Consider the following 24,678-nt stretch of genomic DNA (forward strand, 5'->3'; position numbering starts at 1 on the left):
AAGGAGATCGTTATGAAGAGAGATGTATTAATCGAGCCATTTGATCAACATATCGACATCGTGATTGCCTGTGATAATAGTGGTGCTATCGGGGAAAAGCCAGACGATGTCGTATCTGTTTCCTATGATCTTGCTGCTTACTTTGCCTTTCGAGTTGCCTTTATGGAATGTGTCGCTTCCGGAGGAGTTCCTTTCGCTGTTATCCTGCAAAATTTCAATGGTGATGCGGCATGGATGTCACTTGTAAAAGGCATTCAGCGTGGCATGAAGGAATCAGAACAAAAACTGCGGATTACTGGTAGTACGGAATCAAATTTTTCACTTAACCAATCAGCTCAAGGTGTAACGGTTTTAGGCAAGAAACCGCGACAGCCGGGGCAAGCGATTCCTGAAGAAGATCAGGAGCTTGGGGTTGCAGTTATCGGAAGTCCACTTGTTGGCGAAGAAGTTATCACGGAACAAAATAAAATCGCCCCATTACATATGTTTCGGTGGTATTGTGAACATAAAGCGGTGTTAGCGGTAGTGCCAGTTGGATCAAAAGGTATCATCCACGAGTTAAACCAACTGTTTCCAGAGAAAAGCTATCATTTTTCAGCTAATGTTGATTTACATAAATCAGCAGGCCCTGCAACTTGTTTTATCATTGTTTATGAACCATTGGTTACTGTAGAAGAACTTAAAGGAGATGCTGAGGATTTATTCCATAAAGTATGTTTAACTAAAATCCAAAAATAGAATAACAATATATTTTATTCGCCGGGAAATGACCCGGTTTTTTAATGCGATAAATTCCCCTCTATTTAAACGTAATTTGAAATAAATCCATGCATGTTGAATTTATATGCATGACAGTATCTTTCAGTCCAGTTTATACAGTGATATGACATTAAAAAGTGTAATTTTTTTAAAAGCGAATCTTTCGTACAAACAGTGAATACGTATTAGTTAATACAAGTTAAGGGGGACTTTTGTAATGCCAAAGGATTTAAAAAAATGGATAGGCATGATTTTAATGATATCTCTCATTGTTATTGGACTTGCTGCCTGTGGATCTAAATCAAGTGGTGAAGGTGAATTAAAGGATGAATATACTGTTGCCACTGACACCTCGTTTGTACCGTTTGAATTTAAAGAGGATGGTGAATACGTTGGCTTTGATATCGATCTGATTAACGCGATTGCTGATGAAGTCGGTTTTAAAATCAACTTGGAAACGACCAATTTTGATGGGATTATTCCTGGATTACAAACCGGAAAATTTGATATTGCATTGGCGGGGATTGGTATTACAGATGAACGAGCCAAAAAAATTGACTATAGTGATCCATACTATGAATCTGGTTTACGGATTGGGGTTGCTGCTGATAATGATGAGATTAAGGAAATGGATGATTTGGAAGGAAAAACAATTGCAACAAGATTAGGGTCAACCAGTTCGGCATACATTGATGAAACTATCGATGGGGCTACGGCGAACCAGTATGAGCAGCTGGATCAAGCATATTTGGCAGTAGAAAACGGCAGTGCGGATGCGATTCTCTACGATGCACCAAATGTTCAGTATTACATTAATACAAAAGGTGATGGCAGCCTGAAAGTGGTCGGTGATTTGTATGAGGCAGAAAATTATGGAATTGCATTTGCCAAGGGTCAGGATGATTTAGTTAAAGCGGTAAATGAGGCATTATCTACTTTGAAAGAAAATGGGACGTACGATGAAATTTATGAAAAGTGGTTTGGTGAAAAACCTGAGTCATAAAAGCAAATTGATAGAAAGGGTATAACTTGTTCGTTATACCCTTTACGTACCAAGGCATAGAGAGGTGAAAAGATGATAGGACGATTTAATTGGGCAGGTGTTATTGATTTTCTCCCGCAAATTGTACAAGGTTTATATTATACGCTTCTCATTTCCGTACTGGGACTTTTTATTGGTTTTATTTTGGGAGCTATTTTCGGACTCGGACGCATTGCCAGGAACAAAGTAATTTATTGGATTGCGAGTATCTACATTGAGGTCATCCGTGGAACGCCGGTACTTGTACAAGCTATCTGGATATTTTATGCCTTACCATTAATTATTGGACATACATTCGAATCAGTTACAGCCGGTGTCATCGTCATTGCCTTAAATTCGGGTGCCTATATTGCTGAGATTGTCCGCGGTGCAGTACAGTCGATTGAAAAAGGACAGATGGAGGCAGGGCGTTCACTCGGTTTGGATCACGGAAAAACGATGCGTTATGTGATCTGGCCTCAAGCATTTAAACGGATGATTCCGCCACTTGGCAATCAGTTTATTATTAGTATTAAAGATACCTCACTTTTATCCGTTATTCTTGTTCCAGAGCTGATTTTTCAGGGACGATTGATTGCAGCCAATCACTTTAATGCAGTAGAAATTTACACAACCGTTGCCATGTTTTATTTGGTGATTACTTTAATTCTATCCTTTATTTTACGGTTTGTGGAAAGAAGGTTGGATATTCAATGATTGAGGTGAAAAATTTATACAAAAAGTTTGGGGATTTGGAAGTATTAAAAGGAATTAACTGTCAAATTGCCGAACAAGAAGTTGTTTGTGTCATTGGCCCAAGTGGTTCCGGCAAAAGTACCTTCTTACGCTGTTTGAATATGCTGGAGGAAATGACCAGTGGTGATATTGTCGTCAATGGTCATCATTTAAATGATCCCAAAACAAATATTAATATAGTGCGTACCGAGGTAGGTATGGTTTTTCAACAGTTTAATTTATTCCCACATCGTTCAGTTATGGAAAATATTATGCTGGCACCCAGGAAAGTTCTAAAACTGAGTAATCAAGAAACAAGAGATCGTGCTGTTAAATTATTGGGAAAAGTTGGCTTAAGTGATAAAGCAGACATGTATCCCAGCCAATTATCAGGCGGCCAGCAACAGCGCGTGGCGATTGCCCGGGCACTTGCCATGGAGCCGAAAGTCATGCTATTTGATGAACCGACATCCGCGCTCGATCCGGAATTGGTTGGCGAGGTGCTTGAAGTCATGAAACAACTGGCTATTGAGGGAATGACCATGGTTGTGGTCACACATGAAATGGGCTTTGCCAGAGAGGTAGGGGACAGGGTGTTGTTTATGGACGAGGGGGTCATTATGGAAGAAGGGGATCCGCAGAAGATATTTACCAATCCCGAGTCTGAACGAACACAAGGATTTTTGAATAAAATTTTATAACATATGGGGACAGTTCCCTGCCAAATTAACATATAAACGGCAGGAGACTGTCCTTTGTTTAATAGTTGGACTTTTCGGGTAATCATCATCCAAAAGTCATTTTTAACCGAGGAGGAGTTTGATGGATCATGAAAAAGAGGAGAAGAGGCGATTCAAACGACAAAATAAAAAGAAGAAACACAAACTGCATAGAGATGACATTACTGTTGTAGATAAAGATGTCGCAAAAAAAGCGGTGGTAGCAACCGCGATGGGCAATGCTATGGAATGGTTTGACTTTGGGATTTACTCATATCTTGCAGCAACCATTGGAAAGGTGTTTTTCTCAGAAGCTGCAAGTGGAACACAGTTGATTTTTAGTTTTGCCACGTTTGCTGTTGCCTTTCTTGTTCGCCCGATTGGAGGCATGTTTTTTGGAATGCTAGGGGATCGATTGGGTAGAAAAAAGATTTTGGCTATCACACTGATCATGATGGCGCTTGCAACACTTGGCATTGGTATTATACCCAGTTATGCATCGATTGGTATTACTGCACCGATTTTGCTTTTGATCGCCCGGCTGGTACAGGGATTTTCAACTGGTGGCGAATACTCCGGCGCCATGACATTTATTGCTGAGTCTGCTCCAGATAAAAAACGTGGCATCATGGCTAGTGGATTGGAAGTTGGCACACTTGTCGGCTATATTGGCGGCTCAGGTATTGTGACACTATTAACTTTTATCTTAGGGTCAGAGACAATGCTTGCCTGGGGATGGCGAATTCCATTCTTAATTGCTGCACCAATTGGTTTTATTGGGTTATATTTGCGAACCCATTTAGAAGAATCACCAGCTTTTGAGAAGATGGAGCAAGAAAAGGAAAAGGCAGAAGAAGCAGATTCTGCACATCATGTTTCAATGAAAGATATTCTTATTCATCATCGCAGGCCATTGTTGATCGGACTAATTATCGTGTTTTTCTATAATGTGATTGACTATACCGTATTGACCTATATGCCTTCCCATTTAACAGCTGTACTCGGTTATGGTGAGACAAAAGGGTTGTTGTTGATATTGATCGTTATGTTTATTATGGTTCCATTGGTCATTCTGATGGGACACTTTGGTGACCGGATAGGGAATAAACGGATTATTCAGGGGAGCTTAATCGGGGTGATTATCCTTGCAATTCCTGCCTTTATGTTAATTGACAGCGGTAATAATTGGCTGGTATTTGCCGGATTACTCGTCTTGGCTTTTTTGCTTGCTGCTCTACAAGGAACCATGCCATCTCAATTACCTTCATTGTTTTTTACGAATGTAAGATATGGCGGTCTGGCGATTACGTACAATATTTCCACCTCCCTGTTTGGTGGTACAGCACCACTCTTGATAGCCTGGCTTGTTGATATTACCGCGAGCAATTTGGCACCGGCCTATTACGTTGTATTTGCCTCTTTAGTAGGTATTGTGGTTGTTAGCTTTTTCCTTCAAAACACCTCTGGTAAACCATTACGCGGCTCCCCACCGGCAGTTGAGGAAAAACAGGAGATTCAGGAAGTACTGCAGGATGCTGAAGAAGATGGCTTATGGTGGCATGAAGAAAAACAGAAAATTGATGAACATATTAGTGAATTTGAAAACGGTCAGAAAGGCTAGAAAAAAGGAGGTACAATCCCATGTTGGATTTGTACCTCTTTTTTGGATCTGGATGTAAATCTAAGAGGAATTTGAAGAGATTAACGTTGTTTCAATATACGGATATCACTTTCATGTTCGTTGGAGCGCAAAGAAAGTGTTTCGATTATTTTTTCATGACGATGATTGCTTTGGACCAATGCATCAAGGGTTTCTGAATTAAGGGCTATTTGCTCATAGTTACGATTAACGGTTCTTTTTAGCTCATCCAAATCATCTTTTATCGGAACAAGGTCATCTTTGGTAGCCATATGATCGAGATCGGATTTTGAAGCCATGGAAGCCAGGTCATCTTTGGTAGCCATATGATTGAGATCGGATTTTGAAGCCATGGAAGCCAAATCCTCTTTAGTAACCATGTTATTGAGATCCTCTTTGGTAGCCACAGAAGCCAGATCTTCCTTAGTTGCCATATTACCGAGACTGGATTTAATATCTTTGATTTCTTCAGCCAATTGCTCAAGAATTTGCTCGCTCATCCTAACACCTCCTTCTTCCAAAAATTAAATCTGCCTATAATATATCATGGTCGCGTATGTTACACAATTCGCCAAAAATCCTCAGAGATGTATTAAAATTTGATAATACAAGCCACATTAACAAGGAAAATCTAAAAATCAATGTCAATAACGTAAATTTAAGTTTCATAGCGATACAGAAACATAAAAGTATGTAATTGGCAAATCATTTCAAGCACCCATAAAAACGCGTTCGAAACTTCTTTATCAGTGTTTAAACTCATTCCGTCGTAAATGTATATGCCGTTTGCTGGTGGTAGGTTTCTCCGGGGTTCAGCATTATTCCGGGAATACCATGATGATGCAATGACGCGGGGGATGCTTGGGTTTCAAAACAGACCCCAAGATGTTTCCGTGATGACCCACCTTTTAAAGCAATCCCGTCACCCAACCCATTGCCTGTATACATAACCATACCAGGCTGACTGGTTTCAATCGTTAAGAACCGCCCTGCATTTGGTTCATGGACAACCACTTTTTTGGGCTGATTATCCCAGATAAAATAATGATCATACCCTCCACCAGCAATCCGATTTTGCTCAATCGAATCCGTAAAACCATCGCACAATTTTCGACCACCACTAAAATCAAAATTGGTTCCGGCTGCAGTAAATGTTTTCCCGGTTGGTATTAATGCGCCATCAAGTTCCAGAACGCGTGGGGCAGTAAAGGTAACATGATGGTTATCCACTGTTGACTGTAAATCTCCGGATAAATTGAAATAGGAATGGTTGGTTAACGTCAATGGTGTTATTTGGTCGGTTGTTCCCTGATAATCGAGTTCAAGTTTATTTTCCGTGGCATAGAGCGTATAGGTCATGTTAACAAGCACACGACCGGGATACCCGCCATCTTTATCAGGACTTGTGTAAGAAAGTTTTACCCCAACAGCCTGATCATTCCGGAATGGTTTGGCATCCCAGGTAACGGAATGAAACCCATGGGATCCTCCATGTAAATGATGAGGGGCCTCGTTTTTTTCCAATTGATAAGTCTGCCCGCCTAATGAAAACGACGCATGTTCAATTCTGCCAGCTACCCGGCCAATAATTGCTCCGAAAAAATTCGGGTTATCTTTATAATTGGCAACATCCTTGTAGCCCAATACCACGTTTTCCGGCTTATCATCCTTATCGGGAACCTTCATTTCGGTAATGATTCCGCCATAATTCAGGATTTTGACCGACATTCCATGATCATTGGCAAGGGTGTATTCCATCCAGTTATTGTATATGTTCTGTTGCGAAATATTCATCCCGTTACACCTCTTTATTCAATGTGTTAATAAATCGTTCGAATGCTGATTTGTTTTTGAAGACACCGGCATCTTCCAGCACTCGGGAAAATTTCTTGGCCAGTTCGGTTTGTAAAATGGTATCAGCTTGAACAGAGCTCTTAATCGTACCATAAGTGTGTTTCAATTTCTGGGCCCAATCCTGATGGTATGCTGCAACATGAATGATGTCCCCGCCAAGTAAATATTGTCTAATGCCCCGTAGTTCATCCTTGAGCCGGGCAGGGAGAACCGCCAGACCCATCACTTCAATCAGCCCGATGTTTTCCTTTTTAATATGTTGCACGTCGGCATGGGGGTGAAAAATACCCAATGGATGTTCATCAGATATCCGGTTATTCCGTAACACTAAATCTAATTCATGTTTTCCATCACGCATGCGGGCAATTGGTGTGATGGTATTATGCGGTGTGTCACCCGAATAAGCTTCAATATTTGCCCGCGAATCAGTATAAGTGCGCCAAGTCTGCAACACATGATCAGCCGCTTCCAGTAACGGTTCAGCATCGACACTTGTCAGGCGAATGACTGATAATGGCCAGTTCAACACCGAGGCGGTAACTTGATCAAATGATTGTAGTTGGAAACGAAATGCCTCTGTAGCCTTGGTCATCGCAAATTCATACCGGCCACCTTGATAATGGTCATGGCTTAAAATTGACCCACCAACGATTGGTAAATCCGCGTTAGAACCAAGAAAATAGTGCGGAAACTTAGTTGTAAATTGTATGAGCCGTTGAAACGCATTTTTATCAATTTTCATTGGGCGATGTTTTTCAGCAAGAACAATGCAATGTTCGTTGTAATAGACATATGGCGAATACTGCAAATACCAATTTTCCCCCAACAGGTCGACCGGAATCACCCGATGGTTGGACCTTGCTGGATGTCCCGTTCGTCCGGCGTATCCCTCATTTTCCACACATAAGGGACACTTTGGATACGCAACTGTTTGTTTTAATTCCCGTTCACGCTTGATTTGTTCGGGATCTTTTTCCGGTTTGGACAGGTTAATGGTAATATCCATTTCGCCGTATTTTGTATCAGCCTTGAAGTGGATATTTTTCCGAATCCGATTCATTTGAATGTAATTACTGTTTTGGCTAAGTTGGTAAAAATAATCAGTTGCTGCATCCGGTGAATTCCGGACCTTGTTATGAAATATTGATCGGATAACGGATGGACGGGCAACGAAACAGTTCATGATATCCGCTGCCAGCATTTCCTTTTCGTCAAATATATCGTGAATTATTTGTTGGTGAATGGCGTAATCAACCAATTTTCCCAATAAATCGGGTATCTCACCGGTTGTGATTTCTGCTAACCGTTCAGGAAATGCATCCAATTTTAGTAAATGCATTACCTGATTACGAGAATAAATATGGTCAGCAGGTTCGATTAATTGTCGATCGATTGCGGCTTGAACAAGTCCTTCCAAATCTTGATAAATCATAAAAGTTACTCCTCCCCATAGCCATGTGGATGGGACTTATGCCAGTTCCATGCATCTTGCATAATCGTGGTAATCGATGTCCTGGTTGGATTCCAGCCGAGCGTGCGTTTAACCTTGTCAGAACTTGCAATTAATGTGCTTGGGTCACCAGGGCGTCGTTTGCCAATCTCGGCGGGAATAGCTTTGTCAGTAACGGTACGTGCGGTTTGAATCATTTCCTTAACGGAGAATCCCTGGCTGCTTCCAAGATTGAAAATGTCACTTTTACCTCCATTTTGTAAATAATCCAGTGCCTTTACGTGAGCTTGAATCAGGTCCTCGACATGGACATAGTCACGGATGCAAGTTCCATCGGGAGTATGATAGTCATCTCCGAAAATAGTGATGGACTGCCTTTGTCCGAGAGCGGCTTGTAAAATAATGGGGACCAGATGTGTCTCTGGACGGTGATCTTCGCCGATTTCACCTGAGCTCCGGGCACCGGCTACATTAAAATAGCGCAATGAAACATAGCGAATATCATGGGCTTTTTCGGTCCATTTCATGATCTTTTCCATAGTTAATTTAGTTTCACCATAGGCGTTTTCAGGATTTGTGGGCGTTGTTTCAGAAATTGGCACTGTTTCAGGTTCGCCATACGTTGCTGCGGTGGAAGAGAATACAATATGCTTCACATGGTATTCAGCCATCACCCGTAATAAGACCTGTGTACCATAAACATTATTATCAAAATATTTTAGTGGATCCTCCATCGATTCTCCAACTAGTGAATTGGCCGCAAAATGGATCACCGCATCAATCGACTCGTTGTCAAATACCTGACGTAAGAAACTAATGTCACGGATATCTCCCTGATAAAAAGTAGCCTTTGGATGGATCGCTTTCTTATGTCCGGTTTCCAAACTGTCAACAACGACAACCTGTTTTCCTTGATCAATGAGCTGATACACTGCATGCGAACCAATATAGCCGGCACCACCTGGAACTAATATACTCATTTTACTATACTCCCTTGTAGAGGATGTTCAAAAAGTCCGGTAAAAATGACGTGCCCCTGCAAAAGGGGTATGCCGACGCCTGAGCGCAAGCCCGTTTTTAGTCGGCCTTCCTTTGAAAAAGCTCGTTGGCTTGCTTTTCCGCTCCTCATGTACCTTTTATGTACACTCCGGTGCTCAAAGCTACGCCACCTTGAACTTCTCGGTCCTTTTTATCCTCCTTTTTGAACACTCACTTATATTTGTTTTGCACCATCATGGATGGAAGCTATATAGAATGTTGCATCATATCCGACGGTTTCACGATAGGTTTTGTTTACCTGCTGTTTGAAAGCAGCTATTTTATCTTTTTCTACAATGGCGATGGCACATCCACCAAACCCGGCCCCGGTCATCCGTGCCCCAATAACGCCATCTTGTTTCCAGGCCGTATGGACAATGGTATCAAGTTCTATGCCGGTTACTTCATAATTATGCTGCAGTGAATGGTGAGATTCATTCATTAGTTTGCCAAAGCCAATTAAATCGCCAGCCTGTAATTTTCTTAATGCTTGTTTCGTCCGTTCATTTTCAGTCACAGCGTGTTTTGCCCGCAAACGGTTTGTTTTATCACGAATTAGGTGTTGATGCGCTTGGAATTTTTCCGTTGATAATTCTCCAAGACTTTGAATATCAAGCGTTGTTTGTAAATCGTTTAGCGCCTGATTACATTGTTCCCTGCGTTCATTATATTTCGAACCGGCAAGTGTCCGCTGTTTGTTGGAATTAATAATCATAATGCTGTAGTTTTCCAATTTGATTGGTGCATATTGGTAATTCAATGTTTGGCAATCCAGCAGCATGGCATGATCCTGCTTTCCCATCCCAACCGCAAACTGATCCATGATGCCACTATTTACGCCAATATATTTGTTTTCCACCTTTTGTCCCAACTGGATCATCTGGATACGATCGATATTAAAGTTAAATAGATTTTCCAATAGTACCCCGGTTACCATTTCAATTGATGCTGACGAGGACAAGCCAGCGCTGTTAGGGATTTCCCCATAGAATAGAATGTCCGCGCCGCTGGTAATCGGGTGACCCATGTCTATCATGTATTTTATCATACCTTTTGGATAATTGGCCCAATCATCTTGTTCATGATAATCCAATTTATTGAGATCACATTCAATAATTCCGCTTGATGGAAAGTTTAAAGAGTAGAAGCGAAAACGTCGATCGGTTCTTTTGCTGCCTAACGCATACGTACCAAAGGAAATAGCAGCCGGAAATACGTGACCACCATTATAATCGGTATGTTCCCCGATTAAATTAATCCTGCCAGGTGCAAAAAACAAAGCAGGTTGTTTGTCTGTCCGGAATATGTCCTGATATGTTGCAAATAAATCCTCCATCCCGATGCCCCCTTGTAAAGGATCATTTTTTATTCGAAAATAAAAGCAATACCTTTATTCTACTATGAAAGCGATTTTACATCAATAAAAAATCGTAATTTATTAGTGAAAAAACAATATAATTTTACTCAAATATGGCGATGATTTAAATATTTTACAAGCATTAAGTGAAAGCGTATACTCAAAACTACAAAATATATGAGAAGGGAATGACCAAAATGGGTAGTAAAATAATCAGTAAAAAACTGATCTTTTTCCTTGGAGCTTTAGGTGGGCTTCTTTATGGATATGATATGGGAGTCATTTCTGGAGCGTTGTTGTTTATTAAAAATGATATTCCTTTAACCAGTTTTACTGAAGGGCTAGTCGTCAGTTCGATGCTTCTTGGCGCGATAGTTGGTTCTGGTTTCAGTGGCCCGCTTTCCGATCGGTTCGGCCGACGCAGGCTTGTATTCATGATTTCCATTGTGTTTATTATTGGTGCACTAATACTTGCAGCGGCGCAAAATATGTCAGTACTTGTTACCGGAAGATTGATTATTGGTTTAGCCGTTGGTGGGTCGACCGCTATTGTACCAGTTTATTTGTCTGAAATGGCATCAACCGAACAGCGGGGATCATTAAGTTCATTAAACCAATTAATGATTACGATCGGTATCCTTGCTTCTTATTTGGTAAACTATGCCTTTGCACCGATAGAGGGCTGGCGCTGGATGGTTGGATTGGCAGTTGTTCCTTCGTTCATTCTTATGATCGGGGTTCTGTTTATGCCGGAAAGTCCAAGATGGCTCCTGGAACATCGGAGCGAAGAAGCTGCCAGAAGTGTGATGAAACTAACTAGAAAACCAGAACAAATTGACCCGGAAATTCATGAAATGCGTGAGATTAACCGAATTTCTGACAGTACATGGAAGGTTTTAACATCTGCCTGGTTACGGCCGACCTTGATCATTGGGTGTTGTTTTGCATTATTTCAGCAGATCATCGGGATTAATGCGATTATTTATTATGCACCGACGATTTTTAGTGAGGCTGGCTTAGGAAATATAACGTCTATTCTTGGCACAGTTGGGATTGGTTCGGTCAATGTGATTATGACCATATTCGCAATGATGATCATTGACAAGATTGACCGTAAAAAACTACTTGTCATTGGCAATATTGGTATGGTAGCGTCGTTAATTATTATGGCGATTTTAATATGGACAATTGGTCTTGAGTCCAGCTTTGGAGCATGGATTATTGTCGTATGTCTGACTTTATTTATTATTTTCTTTGCCTTTACCTGGGGTCCGATTCTTTGGGTTATGCTGCCGGAACTGTTTCCAATGCGTGCCCGCGGTGCTGCTACAGGAATTTCGGCACTTGTTTTATCGATCGGCAGTTTACTTGTCGCACAGTTTTTCCCGATAATGTCGGATGCAATGGGAATTGGCCAGGTATTTCTTGTATTTGCCGTGATTGGCGTCGCAGCATTAATATTTGTAGTCAAATTTTTACCGGAAACGCGTGGTCGCAGTCTAGAAGAAATTGAAGCAGCGTTGCGTCGTCGAACATCCGTAAAAAAATAAATTCTTGGATAACGAAAGATTTGGAATAAAAAACCGTTTCATGAAATGGAGCTGAGAATATGGCAACCATCAAAGATATAGCTGAAAAAGTGAATCTATCTATTGCTACGGTCTCACGTGTGCTTAACGATGATGCAACACTGTCTGTTGGGGAAGAGACCAAACGACGTATTTTCCAGGCTGCTGAACAACTCAATTATCAAAAACATTTACGGAAGAAACAAACACGACCGTTGCGAATTGCCATTGTTCAGTGGTACACCGAAGAAGAAGAGCTAAACGATATGTATTATTATACTATTCGTGCGGGGGCGGAAAAAGAAATAGAAAAAAAGCAATATGAGTTCATTCGATTATTTCCGCATATGGATAAAAAATATAATAAACAGATTGACGGTATTATTGCAATTGGTAAATTTTCCAAGGCAGAGATGAGAGAATTGCAGGCATGGAGTTCAGCCATTTGTTTTGTTGATTATCCTTATTCATTTCCCTTGTTTGATGCTGTCGTTGTTGATTTTGCACAGGCTGCAATGGATGTATTAACCCATTTTAGAGAAAACGGGCATACGAAAATCGGTATATTGGCAGGTAAAGAAACATTCTCGGATGGAACCGAAATGCCAGTTGATCTGCGAATGGCAAGTTATGAACGTTACATGAAGGAGCACCATTTATACCATCAGAAGTATTGCTTCACCGGTTCGTTTACCGTTGAATCAGGCTATGAAATGATGAATACTGCCATTCAGTCACTTAAAGATGATTTGCCAACAGCTTTTTTCTGTGCCAATGATTCGATTGCTGTTGGTGCACTGAATGCTTTGCGTGATCATGGTATTGAAGTGCCTGACAGCGTGGAGATTATTGGTTTTAATGATGCGAGTGTGGCCAAATATGTTTCTCCAGCGCTAAGCACTGTTCGTGTACCAACAGCATTAATGGGAGCAACAGCTGTTTCTGCACTTGAAGAATGCATTTTCAACAAACGGACTATCGCTAAACAGGTAACACTGGCAACTGAATTGGTTATCCGAGAAAGCAGCCTGTAATAAAGAATAATAGTGAACACACCACCAGACATCAGAACACGATTCTGATGTCTGATTTATTTAATTTTGACATTGAAGCGTGCCGAATAATCTACTAAAATAAAAGAAAATGAAACTTTTTCCATGGTTTGCTCGTCTATTGAGTGACAAATATTATAAAATCGGCGACTTTTTACATATCTATGCCTCCCTGGGCTACCCTGCTGTATTTTTTTGTGACCCTTTATATCCTTTGCGAAATACTTCCTGTACCCCGTGTACAGTTACGTAAGCATCGGGATCAATATCTTCAATGATTTTTTTCAGATGAACAATTTCTTGTTTATTGATGACGAGATATAATACTTCTTTTTCTGCTCCGGTATAGCCACCCTTACCGTCCAAAACAGTGATTCCGCGAGCCATATTATTGGTCACCTGATTGAGCACTTCATCAGGTTGCCTGGAGATAATTAAAACGGCTGTACGTTCGTTCGCCCCTTCAACAACAAGATCAATGACTTTAGCCCCGACATAGACAGAGACAAAGGTATACATGGCTTTCTCCTGTCCAATAATAAACGCTGAACCGACAATGACGAGAATGTCAATTACCAGCATTCCTTTACCAATGCTCCAACCCAGCAATTCATTAGCTAAACGGGCAAGAATAGCTGAACCACCCGATGTACCGCCAGAGCGAAAGATTAAGCCCAGACCCAGTCCGATTGTTAATCCGGCAAATAGGGCGGCCAGTAATGTATCATGGCTAATCTCTTTTCCAAAATCATCGGTTACATATAAAAATACGGAGGATAAAATAATCCCCAGAATGGTATACCAGATGATCCGTTTGCTAAAGAAACGATAGCCCACGGCGACTAAAGCAATATTGAGGATGAAGTTAACAATTCCGGGAGACCAGTCGAACAAATAGTGTGTCACGATGGTAACCCCGATTACACCGCCTTCTGATAAATGATTGGGAATAGCAAAATAGTTTACTCCCAGCGCAAAAATAAGAGAGCCAACAATGATCAGCAGGATATCTTTTGTTGTTCGGTTTAGATTCATGGATATATTCCCCTCGTGAAGCAAACTATTCGTACATTTCCGGAACTCTGCTGGCAAATACCGGGACTTCTTCTCTTATTTTTGGAACAATGGACAGATCCAAAGTTGCTGTCAGCGTTTCTGATTTATTTTGGCCGCCTATTTTGATTGTTGTTCCCCATGGATCAATGATCATTGACTCACCTGCATATTCAGTACCGTTATATGACCCAACCGCATTGCTTGAGACAACAAAAAATTGGTTCTCGATGGCTCTTGCAGTTTGCAGTGTTTTCCAGTGATTCCGCCGTGCTGATGGCCATTCGGCAACTACATGCAGAACTTGTGCACCTGATAGCGCCAGTTGTCGGGCGAGTTCAGGGAAACGCAGATCATAGCAAATAATGAGTCCCATTTTTATTTTATCTAGTTCAAAGGTGTGTACTTTTTGCCGGCCCCCGGTTAAATAGCTTGGTTCATCCAGCATTGGCACAAGATGGATTTTATCATATTGATAGACAAGCTTACCTTTTCGATCAAATACAAGACTTGTATTATAAAATTTTCCCTGTTTTTGATTCCCGATTGAACCACCAACAATGTTAATATGGTGTGTTTGTGCTAAATTGCTTAAAAAAGATGTTGATGGTTCAGCTTCATGATCCGCGATGTTAGTTAAATCGGATAGTGCATAGCCGGTATTCCACATCTCCGGCAGTACGATAGTATCAGGCTGCTCTTGTTTCGTAACTTCCTCCACCCACTGTTTGATGTTTTCCCGGTTTGCTGCCGGATCACCAGCAACAATTTCTGTTTGGTAAACGGCATATTTCATAGATTATCCCTTCTTTCGAGTATAGTGATGTTGCCCCTTTCTTTATATATCAATAATAGAGTTTTAATGGAGAGCCATCAAGTCCAAAAAGTAAGTATATGTACTTCAGGTGAAAGGTAGCAACTGAGGGGAATCGCACAAGGCTTGAATTAAAAAGTGATATGTTAAAATATTCACTTTACACATAAAGTAATTATGCTATCATTAAATGAAAACTTAAACATGGGAGAGTGAGGATCGTTGCATAATTTTGAACCATCGGCAATGTTGCAGCGGCTGCCGGAACAGTTTTTTGCCAAGCTGGTTAAAAAAGCCCAACAAATGAGCGAGCAAGGTTATGATATTATTAATTTGGGTCAGGGGAATCCGGATCTCCCGACGCCACCATCCATTATTCAAGCATTGCAAACAGCGGCGGAGGATCCAGAAAATCATAAATATTCGCCATTCCAGGGGTTTGATTACTTGAAAGAAGCGGTGGCAACGTTTTATAAACGGGAATATGATGTCACGCTCGACCCAAAGCGTGAAGTTGCTATTTTGTTTGGAGCAAAAGCAGGACTTGTTGAATTGAGTCAATGCCTGTTAAATCAAGGGGATGTGGCTTTGCTACCTGACCCGGGTTACCCGGATTATCTATCGGGGATTGCGATGGCTGATGCGGAACCTGTATTTATTCCACTTGCAATTGAAAATAATTTTCTTCCCGATTATAGCAAGCTTTCAGCGGAACAACTTGGACAAGCTAAATTGCTTTTCTTAAATTATCCAAATAACCCGACAGCAGCAACCGCAACGAAAACATTTTTTGATGAAACAGTTAAACTTGCCAAAGACCATCAATTCTGTGTAGTACAAGATTTTGCTTATGGTGCATTGGGCTTTGAAGAAAAACCAGTCAGCTTCTTACAGTCTGCAGGAGCCAAGGATATGGGGATTGAGATTTACACGTTATCAAAAACATATAATATGGCCGGATGGCGGGTAGCATTCGCAGTTGGAAATCGGTCAGTGATCAGGCATATAAATTTATTACAGGATCATTTGTATGTCAGTCTGTTCGGTGCCGTTCAAGCAGCAGCAGCGGAAGCATTGACAGGTGATCAAAGCGCGGTGGAACAATTACGTTATACATATGTACAACGACGGGATCGGTTTATTACTGGATTGCAAAAGATTGGCTGGCAGGTGGAGATGCCTAAAGGAACGTTTTTTGCATGGTTGCCTGTTCCGGAGGGTTATACATCGGAAACATTTGCCGATCTGTTGTTGGAAAAAGCACATGTCGTTATGGCACCAGGGAACGGGTTTGGCACACAAGGGGAAGGTTATGTGCGTGTCGGGTTGCTTGATACAGTGGAACGGTTGGAGGAAGCGGTACAGCGAATCGATCAACTTGGGATATTCTAATATGTTTTTACAACTTGGGGATAGTGCAATTCGACGGCTATCCTCATTTGTTGTCCGACAGGGTTTGATAAACATTTCCCGGGTAATATTTGTCGTCCATTAAACGCAAAAGGTTTTTCCGTGATTTGTAATTTATATGATGTGACGTACATCGAATCGTTTACTTTAATGCAAAAAAAGAGCTTGTATAATGATGTCATCTTTGCGTTTTCAAGTGAAAAAGATATATGATAGATTTAGAATATCCATAGGTTTTTGCCTTCATTACATAAGAAAAAAGAAAAGAGGAATACAGTTTCATGATTATTGGGCTTATTATTATCCTGCTGCTAGTATTGTTTTTACCATTCACGAACATTGTCGAACGTAATTTGGAAGTGTTTCTATTTATCATGGGGATTGCATCTACGATTGTTAGTCAGGTGCTGGACTGGCAGTTAATCAAAAAAGCACTTGAAGATCCAATTAATATAACCCTTGCTGTCCTGATTGCCGGCCTTTTGTTCCGCTGGTTTCAGACACCCATTCAAAAAGGTGTGATTGCTATTAGCCGGGCGATGCCGTATCGTTTGTTTATTGCTTTGTTTGTCATTGTACTTGGCTTATTATCCAGCATCATTACCGCAATCGTTTCTGCCATTATTTTGGCAACAATCGTTAGCTTCTTAAACCTGGATAAAAAATCAGAAATTCGTCTGGTTGTTCTGGCCTGCTTTGCGATCGGATTGGGTGCTGCGCTTACGCCGATTGGTGAACCATTATCAACTATTGTAACTAGTAAATTGAATGAAGGATTCTTTTATTTACTAAGCCTAATTGGTACATCGGTAATTCCTGCAGTTGTCATTTTTGGTATCCTTGCAGCAATTGTTATCACGCCAAAAGATCCGGAAAAAGCAGCGAAGGAAGCAAAGGTTGCCAGCAAAAGTCAAAGTTCATCAACCAGTCAGGTAGAATCGTATCCAGAGATTATCATCAGAAGTTTAAAGATCTTTTTATTTGTGATGGCTCTTACCTTTCTGGGAGCTGGATTTGAACCGTTTATTGAAAAATATGTTATCGGATTAAGCCCGTTGATTATGTATTGGATTAACATGATTTCCGCCGTTTTGGATAATGCAACACTTGCCGCAGCCGAAATTAGCCCGGCAATGGATGCGACGACAATCAAGGCTATTTTAATGGGATTAATGATTAGCGGCGGGATCCTGATTCCGGGAAATATTCCGAACATCATTGCGGCTGGAAAGCTGAAAATTACCAGTGTACAGTGGGCAAAGTTTGGTGTCCCTGTTGGTTTGATTGCTATGGCTGTTTATTTTATTTTTATTTTGTTTTTGTAATTAGTTAGAGATGCTGTTGGGGCAGACAGTCCAACCGGATTTGGTGAAACAGCTACTTGGGGGAGCGAAAACATTAACCTGGGCGACACAGGACGTTAATCAAAAAGAGAAAACATGACTCCAGAGTATGTACAAGCACTTTGTCATTTGATAGCGAAAGTATACACGCCAATTGCTTGTTGTTTGGCGTGTATATTTGATTTTCTTTATAAAATTCCAGTGTTTAATGACGGCTAAAAAATAAAGGTTTTCGTTCAATGCCGGCCTTTATTCGTTAAATGTAAGAAACGCGGCTCTCCAAAGGTCCTATTGCCCCCAATTGCATGATCTGCTATCAATAGAGAAATTAACTTCCAGACCTATTGGAAAACCCCACGCAGTAAGCTTCGTAATCCCTGTTTGTTGAAATTGTATCATAAATGTGATAGATGAAATTCTATTCGTTTAAGCTTAATTTACAACCTTCATGTTCTGTATTTAATTTGACCTCTGAAAGAATTAAAGAGTTTAATAAGTTGCAACATTGTATCGGTTTAGTTTATAATAATAAATAAGATTCTGAACATACCATCCAGTAGGTATCATAAGGAGGCATGCAAGATGGATTTTTCATATTCACCGAAAGTAATGGAACTACGGAAAAAGCTGGTTGATTTTATGGAGACACATGTCTACCCAAATGAATCAACATACAAAGAACAACTAAATCGACAAGCGAGCCGGTGGGAAGCAATTCCGCCGATTATGGAAGAGCTGAAACAAAAAGCGAAGGATGCTGGCTTATGGAATTTATTTTTGCCTGAAAGTGAGTATGGTGCCGGACTTACGAATGAAGAATATGCACCACTTTGTGAAATCATGGGGCGATCATTAATTGGACCTGAGGTGTTTAATTGTAGTGCACCAGACACCGGAAATATGGAAGTACTTGCCCGATATGGAACAGAGGAACAAAAGAAACAATGGCTGGAGCCGCTGTTGGCTGGGGAAATCCGATCTTGTTTTTCCATGACCGAGCCTGATGTTGCATCCAGTGACGCGACGAATATTCAAGCCAGTATCGTCAGAGACGGTGATGAATATGTGATTAATGGAACAAAGTGGTGGTCATCCGGTGCTGGGGATCCCCGCTGTAAAATCGCGATTGTCATGGGGAAAAACGATCCCGATGCAGCCAAACATGAACAACAGTCAATGATTCTTGTTCCACTGGATACACCAGGCGTAACAATCAAACGGATGCTTCCGGTATTTGGCTATGATGATGCGCCACATGGTCATGCTGAAATCATTTATGACAACGTACGTGTTCCTGCAGAAAATATGATTTGGGATGAGGGAAAAGGGTTTGCAATTGCCCAAGGACGACTTGGCCCTGGACGTATTCATCATTGCATGCGCTTAATTGGTGCAGCTGAGCGTGCTCTTGAAGATTTATGTAAGCGTGTACAGGATCGCGTGGCCTTTGGGAAAAAAATTGCTGATCAGGGTGTTGTACAGGAATGGATCGCGGAATCACGAATTGATATTGAACAAGCCCGCCTTCTAACTTTAAAGGCAGCATATATGATGGATACAGTTGGTAATAAAGAGGCAAAAACGGAAATTGCGATGATTAAAGTAGTGGCACCAAACATGGCATTGCGGGTAATCGATCGGGCAATTCAGGCACATGGTGGTGGCGGTGTCAGTGATGATTTTAATCTGGCAAATCAGTGGGCAAATGCGCGGACGTTAAGACTTGCCGATGGTCCGGATGAAGTGCATCGCCGCCAGATTGCCAGACTCGAACTACGAAAATACCAATAAAAGGGGATGAATACCAGATGAGTATATTTGACTTATTTAAATTGGATGGAAAAACAGCGCTTATCACAGGTGGCGGCCGGGGATTAGGTGCTGAAATTGCCAAAAGCTTTGCTGAAGCTGGTGCCAATGTTGTTGTTTGCTCCAGAAAATTGGAACCTTGTGAAGAGATGCGTGATCACCTGAAAGAAACGTATCATGTTGATTCATTAGCTTTTAAGTGTAATGTAGCCGACCGGGATGACGTTAAACATGTGGTACAAGAAACGGTTAATCACTTTGGCGGAATCGACATTCTTGTTAACAACAGTGGGGCAACATGGGGCGCAAGTGTGCTCGATATGCCGTTTGAAGCCTGGGAAAAGGTTATTAATGTTAATATCACCGGAACTTTTTTAATGAGTCAGGAAGTTGGCAGAATTATGGTCAACCAGCGACAAGGAAAAATCATTAATCTTGCCTCCGTAGCGGGATTCGGTGGAACAGATCCAAGATACATGGATACGATTGGTTACAATACGAGTAAAGGGGCGATTATGACCTTTACCAAGGACTTGGCTGTCAAATGGGGTCAGTACAATATTAATGTGAATGCGATTGCTCCAGGATTCTTCCCGACAAAAATGTCAAGGGGCCTGTTAGAAACTGGAAAAGATAAGATCCTTGAAGGTACACCATTAAATCGACTTGGTAAAGATGAGGATATCAAAGGTGTAGCATTGTTTCTTGCTTCCAAAGCATCCGATTTTGTGAGTGGCGATATTTTAACCGTTGATGGTGGGTCACATGCATACTAATATTAGTGACTTGAACGATGAATTGACTTTGAACTAGCGAGGTTTTGTAATGAAAGATAAAATCGTAGAACAAAGTGTGTTACTGTTCGAAAAAGAAGGGTTTAGCCATACATCGATCCAGGATATCGTCGATGAATTGGGGGTAACAAAAGGGACATTCTATTACTATTTTTCCAGTAAGGAACAGCTGTTAATGGAAATCCAGGATGATTATATTACCAATTTATTAAGGCGTCAGGAACAAATTATTCAGAGTGACCAGATGACGCCAAAAGATAAATTAATTGGCATCATCCGCTTGCTGGTTACAGATATAACAGAAAATGGACCAAGTGCCCGCGTCTATTTTCGTGAGCTAAGGCACCTGGCTGATGAAAACATCGAAAAAATTAAACAAAAACGAGCCCAATTCCGTTTGAATCTGGAAGATGTTATTCGTAAAGGCAAGGATATTGGCGAGTTTAGAAAGGATCTTCGTGTTGATATGGTTACATTCGGGATTTTGGGAATGACGAATTGGAGCTATAACTGGTATCAGCCAGCAGGAGAGGTGCCACCCGAAGAGTTGATAACGACTTATGCCAATGTGATTCTGACAGGCATTGAGGGTTAAGTAAAGCAATCAATGTCTGTAAAGGCTAGTTATACAAATTACGGCTTCGGAATAGGTTGGATATAGCGAATATCTTTGTAAACAAGACATATGATTTGGCCGGGTGTATGAAGGGGTTGAGAATATGAAAGATACAATCAAGGTGCGCAAAGGTGAGGAACTGGATAAAGCGGTATTGGAAGCGTTTGTGCGCAGACATATACCGGATGTACCAGACCAGCCAATGGAAATGGAGCAGTTTAGTGCCGGACGTTCCAATTTGACCTATTTATTACGGTTTGGTTCGTGGGAAGCGGTACTAAGACGCCCACCGTTCGGACCGGTTGCACCAAAAGCTCATGACATGAAACGGGAATATACCATTTTAAATACGCTTCATCCGTTATACCAAACTGCACCAAAGCCATATGTGTTCTCTGATGATGAACGAATTATCGGACGCCCATTTTTTATCATGGAACGGCGAAAAGGAATTGTTATCGATACCAAGTTTCCAGAAGGTGTAACGTATGAACCGGAATTAGGCAAAAGAATCTCCAATATTATGGTTGATCAATTAGTTGAATTGCATCAGGTAGATTACCGGCAAACAGAACTGGTCGGCATGTCAAAGCCCCAAGGATTCATGGAACGTCAGGTAGGTGGATGGATTAAACGGTATGAACGGTCAAAAACAGAAGAGATTACCGGTGTTGGCGCATTAACTAACTGGCTCCAGAACAATATTCCGACATCACCGGCGCCAACAGTAATCCACTACGATTACAAGTTAAATAATGCTATGTTTTCTAGCGACTTCAGTAAGATGGCTGGATTATTTGACTGGGAGATGACGACGATAGGTGATCCATTGGCAGATCTGGGGGTTGCTCTTGCCTATTGGATGGAAGCAGATGACTCAGAACAGTTAAAAACGGGTCTTGGAGAACCACCGGTTACCGTAATGGATGGTTTCTTTACCCGTAGAGAGTTTTTGGAAGCGTATGCAAGGAGAAGTGGGCGTGATGTAACGAACATCCATTTTTATTTAACTTTTGCCTATTTTAAACTGGCCGTTATTTTGCAGCAAATCTATTTCCGCTATGTGAATGGACAGACAGATGATGCCAGGTTTGCTCATTTTGATCAATCGGTTAAAAATTTGATGGAGTATGCCTTGCAAACAACAAAAGGTGTGTGAATGATGAAGATCCATGTTCTATTAAAAAAGGAAGAAATCGATAGCATCAAAATGGATGATAGTAAAATTGCTGTGGTGTTTGATGTTTTATTAGCAACGTCAACCATTACTGCATGTCTGGACTATGGTGCAAAACAGGTTATTCCAGTGATGGACGGTGCAGAAGCATTAAGAGAGGCAAAAAAGTTTCCCGCAGACGAGGTGGCTCTTGTTGGAGAATATAATGGGATAACGATTGATGGTTTTTTGGATCCCACACCGTTGGGACTAAAAGGTGAAGTAATGGATAAAACAGTTGTATTATCAACGACAAATGGTACGGTGGCGATAAAAAAAGCAGCTTCCGCTAAAAAAGTATATATTGCATCTATTTTAAACGGTAAAGCGGTAAGTAAGCAAATTGTCAATCAGGATCAAGATGAAACGATTATGGTGGTTTGTTCTGGTTCAAAGGATCGGTTTTGTATAGAGGATTTTTATGGGGCGGGATATTTTATTAACCAATTAATTTATGAGAATGATAGTCCAGTAGATTTAACGGATAGCGCACTCGCAGCCAAATTATTTTATGAAAATACAAAATCACTAAATGTACTTCATGATTCACGAGTCGGGAGGGCGCTTGAAGCATACGATTGTCTTGAGGATATTACCTTTGTTAATCAAGAAGGAATACTGCCTGTGATTCCTCATTTGTTGGATGGCCGGATTGTTGATAAGAATAAGCATCTTGTAGGTGAACGTAAAATCGATTCGTGAATTCAAGTAATATTCAGGCTCTAAACATTAAAGAGAGGGAAAGGATGGCGTGTCATGCAAACCAGACATTTTAAATTTTGGCCACCCCGAGTGGCGAAAACACTAACTGTACCCGAAACCACTTTATATGATAATCTGACAATCACAGCCAAGAAGTACCCAAATAAGGCGGCAATCCGGTATTATGGCAAAACGTTGACATATGCTCAGCTTATGGATCAAGTGGAGCGGTTAGCTGGTTATCTGGAAACAGACTTGGATGTGCAAAAAGATGAAAAAGTACTCTTATTTATGCAAAACTCGCCACAATTTGTTATCAGCTTTTTTGCGATTTTACGTGTGCAGGCAGTTGTGGTACCAATTAACCCAATGAGTACGACGGATGATTTATCCTTTTATGTGAGGGACTGCTCCATCAAGAATGCCTTGGTTGGTCAGGAATTGCTTGACAAAGTAATACCGTTAAAGCAGGAAACATCGCTGGAAACGATAATTGTTGCTGCATATGCTGATTATATTTCTGCAAGCGATGCACTTGGTGAGCTACCCCCGGAAGTTACTACCAATGCTGAGACAGTGCCGGATGGTATAAATTGGCATGATGCGTTATCTGTCAGTCAATTACCGTCACCCTATCAGGGGAAAGCTGACGATGTTGCCGTTATACCGTATACATCTGGTACAACTGGGCTGCCTAAAGGCTGTATGCATACGAATCGGACCATTCAGGCTAATACGACTGGAGCTTTTCACTGGATGACGATTATGCCTGATGCGGTTGTATTGTCCACGTTACCTTTTTTCCATGTTACGGGATTGGTGCATAGTGTACTGGCACCAATTTTGGCAGGAAGCACGATCATCATGATGACCCGATGGGATCGGGATTATGCTGCTAAAGTAGTAGAAACATACAGCTGCACTCACTGGACGAATATTAGTACGATGTTAATCGATTTTTTAGCCAATCCAAATCTGGAAGACTATGATATTTCCTCGTTAACACTGATTGGTGGCGGGGGAGCGCCATTACCTGAAGCGGTTGGTGAACAATTATATCAACGTACCGGGTTGCGTTATGTAGAGGGATATGGGTTGTCAGAGACAATTTCCCACACACATTTTAATCCGCCAAACCGTCCCAAATTGCAGTGTTTAGGTATTCCGTCATTTGATGTAGATGCGCGGATTATTGATCTGGCAACCGGGAAGGAACTTGGTGTGGGTGAAGAAGGTGAATTGGTTGTCAACGGTCCACAGGTTTTTAAGGGATATTATAACCGGGATGAAGATAACAAAGAAGCTTTTATGGAAATCGACGGGAAATCGTTTTTTCGGACTGGTGATATTGTGAAGATGGATGAGGAAGGATACTTTTTCATCGTTGACCGGTTGAAGCGGATGATTAATGCAGCGGGTTTTAAGGTCTGGCCTACAGAAGTGGAATCCATTTTATATAAACACCCAGCTATCCAACAGGCATGTGTAGTCAGAGCGCCGGATCCGAAGCGCGGTGAAACGGTTAAAGCATTTGTCATACTGAATGATGATGCAGTTGGAAAGGTAACAGAACAGGAAATTATCGAATGGTCTAAAGGGCAGATGGCGGCGTATAAATATCCAAGGATTGTCGAGTTTACCGATCGTTTTCCGACTACATCGAGCGGCAAGATTTTATGGCGGGAATTACAGGAAAACGGTGTATCCAGTAAGTCATAGGGAGTTTAGA

The 24,678-nt window shown here is 41.2% G+C and carries 22 protein-coding genes; 15 read left to right on the forward strand and 7 right to left on the reverse strand.

The window, feature by feature from the left end:
- The first annotated feature begins 12 nt into the window (after positions 1–12).
- From O2S85_RS05335 to O2S85_RS05355, 5 genes are all read left to right on the forward strand, one after another.
- Positions 13–738: an ATP-binding protein gene (locus O2S85_RS05335; RefSeq protein ID WP_269411661.1), complete on the forward strand. Its 726-nt coding sequence runs from the start codon at positions 13–15 to the stop codon at positions 736–738.
- 238 nt (positions 739–976) lie between these two features.
- Positions 977–1,762 (forward strand): transporter substrate-binding domain-containing protein, encoded by a 786-nt coding sequence (locus tag O2S85_RS05340; protein WP_269411662.1) that lies wholly within the window; start codon positions 977–979, stop codon positions 1,760–1,762.
- A gap of 72 nt (positions 1,763–1,834) precedes the next feature.
- The gene (locus O2S85_RS05345; RefSeq protein WP_269411663.1) at positions 1,835–2,497 is read left to right on the forward strand and encodes an amino acid ABC transporter permease; all 663 of its coding nucleotides are present in this window, start codon (positions 1,835–1,837) and stop codon (positions 2,495–2,497) included.
- A complete protein-coding gene (locus tag O2S85_RS05350; protein ID WP_269411664.1) occupies positions 2,494–3,216 on the forward strand; it encodes an amino acid ABC transporter ATP-binding protein in 723 nt (240 codons plus the stop codon). The genes O2S85_RS05345 and O2S85_RS05350 overlap by 4 nt, the downstream gene beginning before the upstream one ends.
- A gap of 121 nt (positions 3,217–3,337) precedes the next feature.
- Positions 3,338–4,855 (forward strand): MFS transporter, encoded by a 1,518-nt coding sequence (locus tag O2S85_RS05355; protein ID WP_269411665.1) that lies wholly within the window; start codon positions 3,338–3,340, stop codon positions 4,853–4,855.
- Between the two features lie 80 nt (positions 4,856–4,935).
- On the opposite strand, the gene O2S85_RS05360 is transcribed toward O2S85_RS05355, so the two are convergent.
- The 5 genes from O2S85_RS05360 to O2S85_RS05380 form a co-directional block, all read right to left on the reverse strand.
- The gene (locus tag O2S85_RS05360) at positions 4,936–5,373 is read right to left on the reverse strand and encodes a hypothetical protein (RefSeq protein WP_269411666.1); all 438 of its coding nucleotides are present in this window, start codon (positions 5,371–5,373) and stop codon (positions 4,936–4,938) included.
- 259 nt (positions 5,374–5,632) lie between these two features.
- The gene (locus O2S85_RS05365) at positions 5,633–6,667 is read right to left on the reverse strand and encodes an aldose epimerase family protein (RefSeq protein ID WP_269411667.1); all 1,035 of its coding nucleotides are present in this window, start codon (positions 6,665–6,667) and stop codon (positions 5,633–5,635) included.
- A gap of 4 nt (positions 6,668–6,671) precedes the next feature.
- Positions 6,672–8,159, reverse strand: a complete 1,488-nt coding sequence (gene galT, locus O2S85_RS05370; protein ID WP_269411668.1) for a UDP-glucose--hexose-1-phosphate uridylyltransferase — start codon at positions 8,157–8,159, stop codon at positions 6,672–6,674.
- Positions 8,160–8,164: 5 nt separating this feature from the next.
- Positions 8,165–9,157: a UDP-glucose 4-epimerase GalE gene (gene galE / locus O2S85_RS05375; RefSeq protein ID WP_269411669.1), complete on the reverse strand. Its 993-nt coding sequence runs from the start codon at positions 9,155–9,157 to the stop codon at positions 8,165–8,167.
- 233 nt (positions 9,158–9,390) lie between these two features.
- The gene (locus O2S85_RS05380; RefSeq protein WP_269411670.1) at positions 9,391–10,551 is read right to left on the reverse strand and encodes a galactokinase; all 1,161 of its coding nucleotides are present in this window, start codon (positions 10,549–10,551) and stop codon (positions 9,391–9,393) included.
- Positions 10,552–10,769: 218 nt separating this feature from the next.
- Between O2S85_RS05380 and glcP the strand changes: the two genes are divergently transcribed.
- Both glcP and O2S85_RS05390 read left to right on the forward strand, forming a co-directional pair.
- Positions 10,770–12,122 (forward strand): glucose transporter GlcP, encoded by a 1,353-nt coding sequence (glcP, locus tag O2S85_RS05385; RefSeq protein WP_269411671.1) that lies wholly within the window; start codon positions 10,770–10,772, stop codon positions 12,120–12,122.
- Between the two features lie 59 nt (positions 12,123–12,181).
- Entirely contained in the window at positions 12,182–13,174 is a 993-nt protein-coding gene (locus O2S85_RS05390) for a LacI family DNA-binding transcriptional regulator (protein ID WP_269411672.1), read from the forward strand.
- Positions 13,175–13,369: 195 nt separating this feature from the next.
- Here the strand turns inward: O2S85_RS05390 and O2S85_RS05395 are convergent, their stop codons facing one another.
- Positions 13,370–14,227, reverse strand: coding sequence for a YitT family protein (locus O2S85_RS05395; RefSeq protein WP_269411673.1), 858 nt, complete (start codon positions 14,225–14,227; stop codon positions 13,370–13,372).
- 25 nt (positions 14,228–14,252) lie between these two features.
- On the reverse strand, positions 14,253–15,041 hold the full coding sequence (locus O2S85_RS05400; protein ID WP_269411674.1) for a carbon-nitrogen family hydrolase: 789 nt from the start codon (positions 15,039–15,041) through the stop codon (positions 14,253–14,255).
- Between the two features lie 240 nt (positions 15,042–15,281).
- Here O2S85_RS05400 and O2S85_RS05405 point away from each other — a divergent pair, with 240 nt between their 5' ends.
- From O2S85_RS05405 to O2S85_RS05440, 8 genes are all read left to right on the forward strand, one after another.
- A complete protein-coding gene (locus O2S85_RS05405; RefSeq protein ID WP_269411675.1) occupies positions 15,282–16,451 on the forward strand; it encodes a pyridoxal phosphate-dependent aminotransferase in 1,170 nt (389 codons plus the stop codon).
- 299 nt (positions 16,452–16,750) lie between these two features.
- Positions 16,751–17,794, forward strand: coding sequence for a DUF1646 family protein (locus tag O2S85_RS05410; protein WP_269411676.1), 1,044 nt, complete (start codon positions 16,751–16,753; stop codon positions 17,792–17,794).
- 600 nt (positions 17,795–18,394) lie between these two features.
- Positions 18,395–19,603, forward strand: a complete 1,209-nt coding sequence (locus tag O2S85_RS05415; RefSeq protein WP_269411677.1) for an acyl-CoA dehydrogenase — start codon at positions 18,395–18,397, stop codon at positions 19,601–19,603.
- A 17-nt stretch (positions 19,604–19,620) separates the two neighbouring features.
- A complete protein-coding gene (locus O2S85_RS05420) occupies positions 19,621–20,397 on the forward strand; it encodes an SDR family oxidoreductase (RefSeq protein WP_269411678.1) in 777 nt (258 codons plus the stop codon).
- 49 nt (positions 20,398–20,446) lie between these two features.
- Positions 20,447–21,010, forward strand: coding sequence for a TetR/AcrR family transcriptional regulator (locus O2S85_RS05425; protein WP_269411679.1), 564 nt, complete (start codon positions 20,447–20,449; stop codon positions 21,008–21,010).
- A 124-nt stretch (positions 21,011–21,134) separates the two neighbouring features.
- Positions 21,135–22,190 carry a phosphotransferase family protein gene (locus O2S85_RS05430; RefSeq protein WP_269411680.1) on the forward strand — a complete coding sequence of 352 codons (1,056 nt, stop codon included), beginning with the start codon at positions 21,135–21,137 and terminating at the stop codon, positions 22,188–22,190.
- Complete coding sequence (locus tag O2S85_RS05435; protein ID WP_269411681.1) at positions 22,191–22,949, forward strand: 2-phosphosulfolactate phosphatase; 759 nt, start codon at positions 22,191–22,193, stop codon at positions 22,947–22,949.
- 54 nt (positions 22,950–23,003) lie between these two features.
- Positions 23,004–24,668: a long-chain fatty acid--CoA ligase gene (locus O2S85_RS05440; protein WP_269411682.1), complete on the forward strand. Its 1,665-nt coding sequence runs from the start codon at positions 23,004–23,006 to the stop codon at positions 24,666–24,668.
- Positions 24,669–24,678: the final 10 nt, after the last annotated feature.

It is taken from the genome of Lentibacillus daqui, from assembly GCF_027186265.1.
Classification (GTDB): domain Bacteria; phylum Bacillota; class Bacilli; order Bacillales; family Amphibacillaceae; genus Lentibacillus_C; species Lentibacillus_C daqui.

What these genes read in the sequence shown, in the direction of transcription:
- O2S85_RS05440 (WP_269411682.1), top strand. Translation starts at nt 23,004, where the DNA reads ATGCAAACCAGACATTTTAAATTTTGGCCACCCCGAGTGGCGAAAACA.
- O2S85_RS05390 (WP_269411672.1), top strand. Translation starts at nt 12,182, where the DNA reads ATGGCAACCATCAAAGATATAGCTGAAAAAGTGAATCTATCTATTGCT.
- galT (WP_269411668.1), bottom strand. Translation starts at nt 8,159, where the DNA reads ATGATTTATCAAGATTTGGAAGGACTTGTTCAAGCCGCAATCGATCGA.
- galE (WP_269411669.1), bottom strand. Translation starts at nt 9,157, where the DNA reads ATGAGTATATTAGTTCCAGGTGGTGCCGGCTATATTGGTTCGCATGCA.
- O2S85_RS05365 (WP_269411667.1), bottom strand. Translation starts at nt 6,667, where the DNA reads ATGAATATTTCGCAACAGAACATATACAATAACTGGATGGAATACACC.
- O2S85_RS05435 (WP_269411681.1), top strand. Translation starts at nt 22,191, where the DNA reads ATGATGAAGATCCATGTTCTATTAAAAAAGGAAGAAATCGATAGCATC.
- O2S85_RS05355 (WP_269411665.1), top strand. Translation starts at nt 3,338, where the DNA reads ATGGATCATGAAAAAGAGGAGAAGAGGCGATTCAAACGACAAAATAAA.
- O2S85_RS05345 (WP_269411663.1), top strand. Translation starts at nt 1,835, where the DNA reads ATGATAGGACGATTTAATTGGGCAGGTGTTATTGATTTTCTCCCGCAA.
- O2S85_RS05340 (WP_269411662.1), top strand. Translation starts at nt 977, where the DNA reads ATGCCAAAGGATTTAAAAAAATGGATAGGCATGATTTTAATGATATCT.
- O2S85_RS05410 (WP_269411676.1), top strand. Translation starts at nt 16,751, where the DNA reads ATGATTATTGGGCTTATTATTATCCTGCTGCTAGTATTGTTTTTACCA.
- glcP (WP_269411671.1), top strand. Translation starts at nt 10,770, where the DNA reads ATGGGTAGTAAAATAATCAGTAAAAAACTGATCTTTTTCCTTGGAGCT.
- O2S85_RS05350 (WP_269411664.1), top strand. Translation starts at nt 2,494, where the DNA reads ATGATTGAGGTGAAAAATTTATACAAAAAGTTTGGGGATTTGGAAGTA.
- O2S85_RS05335 (WP_269411661.1), top strand. Translation starts at nt 13, where the DNA reads ATGAAGAGAGATGTATTAATCGAGCCATTTGATCAACATATCGACATC.
- O2S85_RS05415 (WP_269411677.1), top strand. Translation starts at nt 18,395, where the DNA reads ATGGATTTTTCATATTCACCGAAAGTAATGGAACTACGGAAAAAGCTG.
- O2S85_RS05395 (WP_269411673.1), bottom strand. Translation starts at nt 14,227, where the DNA reads ATGAATCTAAACCGAACAACAAAAGATATCCTGCTGATCATTGTTGGC.
- O2S85_RS05400 (WP_269411674.1), bottom strand. Translation starts at nt 15,041, where the DNA reads ATGAAATATGCCGTTTACCAAACAGAAATTGTTGCTGGTGATCCGGCA.
- O2S85_RS05380 (WP_269411670.1), bottom strand. Translation starts at nt 10,551, where the DNA reads ATGGAGGATTTATTTGCAACATATCAGGACATATTCCGGACAGACAAA.
- O2S85_RS05420 (WP_269411678.1), top strand. Translation starts at nt 19,621, where the DNA reads ATGAGTATATTTGACTTATTTAAATTGGATGGAAAAACAGCGCTTATC.
- O2S85_RS05425 (WP_269411679.1), top strand. Translation starts at nt 20,447, where the DNA reads ATGAAAGATAAAATCGTAGAACAAAGTGTGTTACTGTTCGAAAAAGAA.
- O2S85_RS05360 (WP_269411666.1), bottom strand. Translation starts at nt 5,373, where the DNA reads ATGAGCGAGCAAATTCTTGAGCAATTGGCTGAAGAAATCAAAGATATT.
- O2S85_RS05430 (WP_269411680.1), top strand. Translation starts at nt 21,135, where the DNA reads ATGAAAGATACAATCAAGGTGCGCAAAGGTGAGGAACTGGATAAAGCG.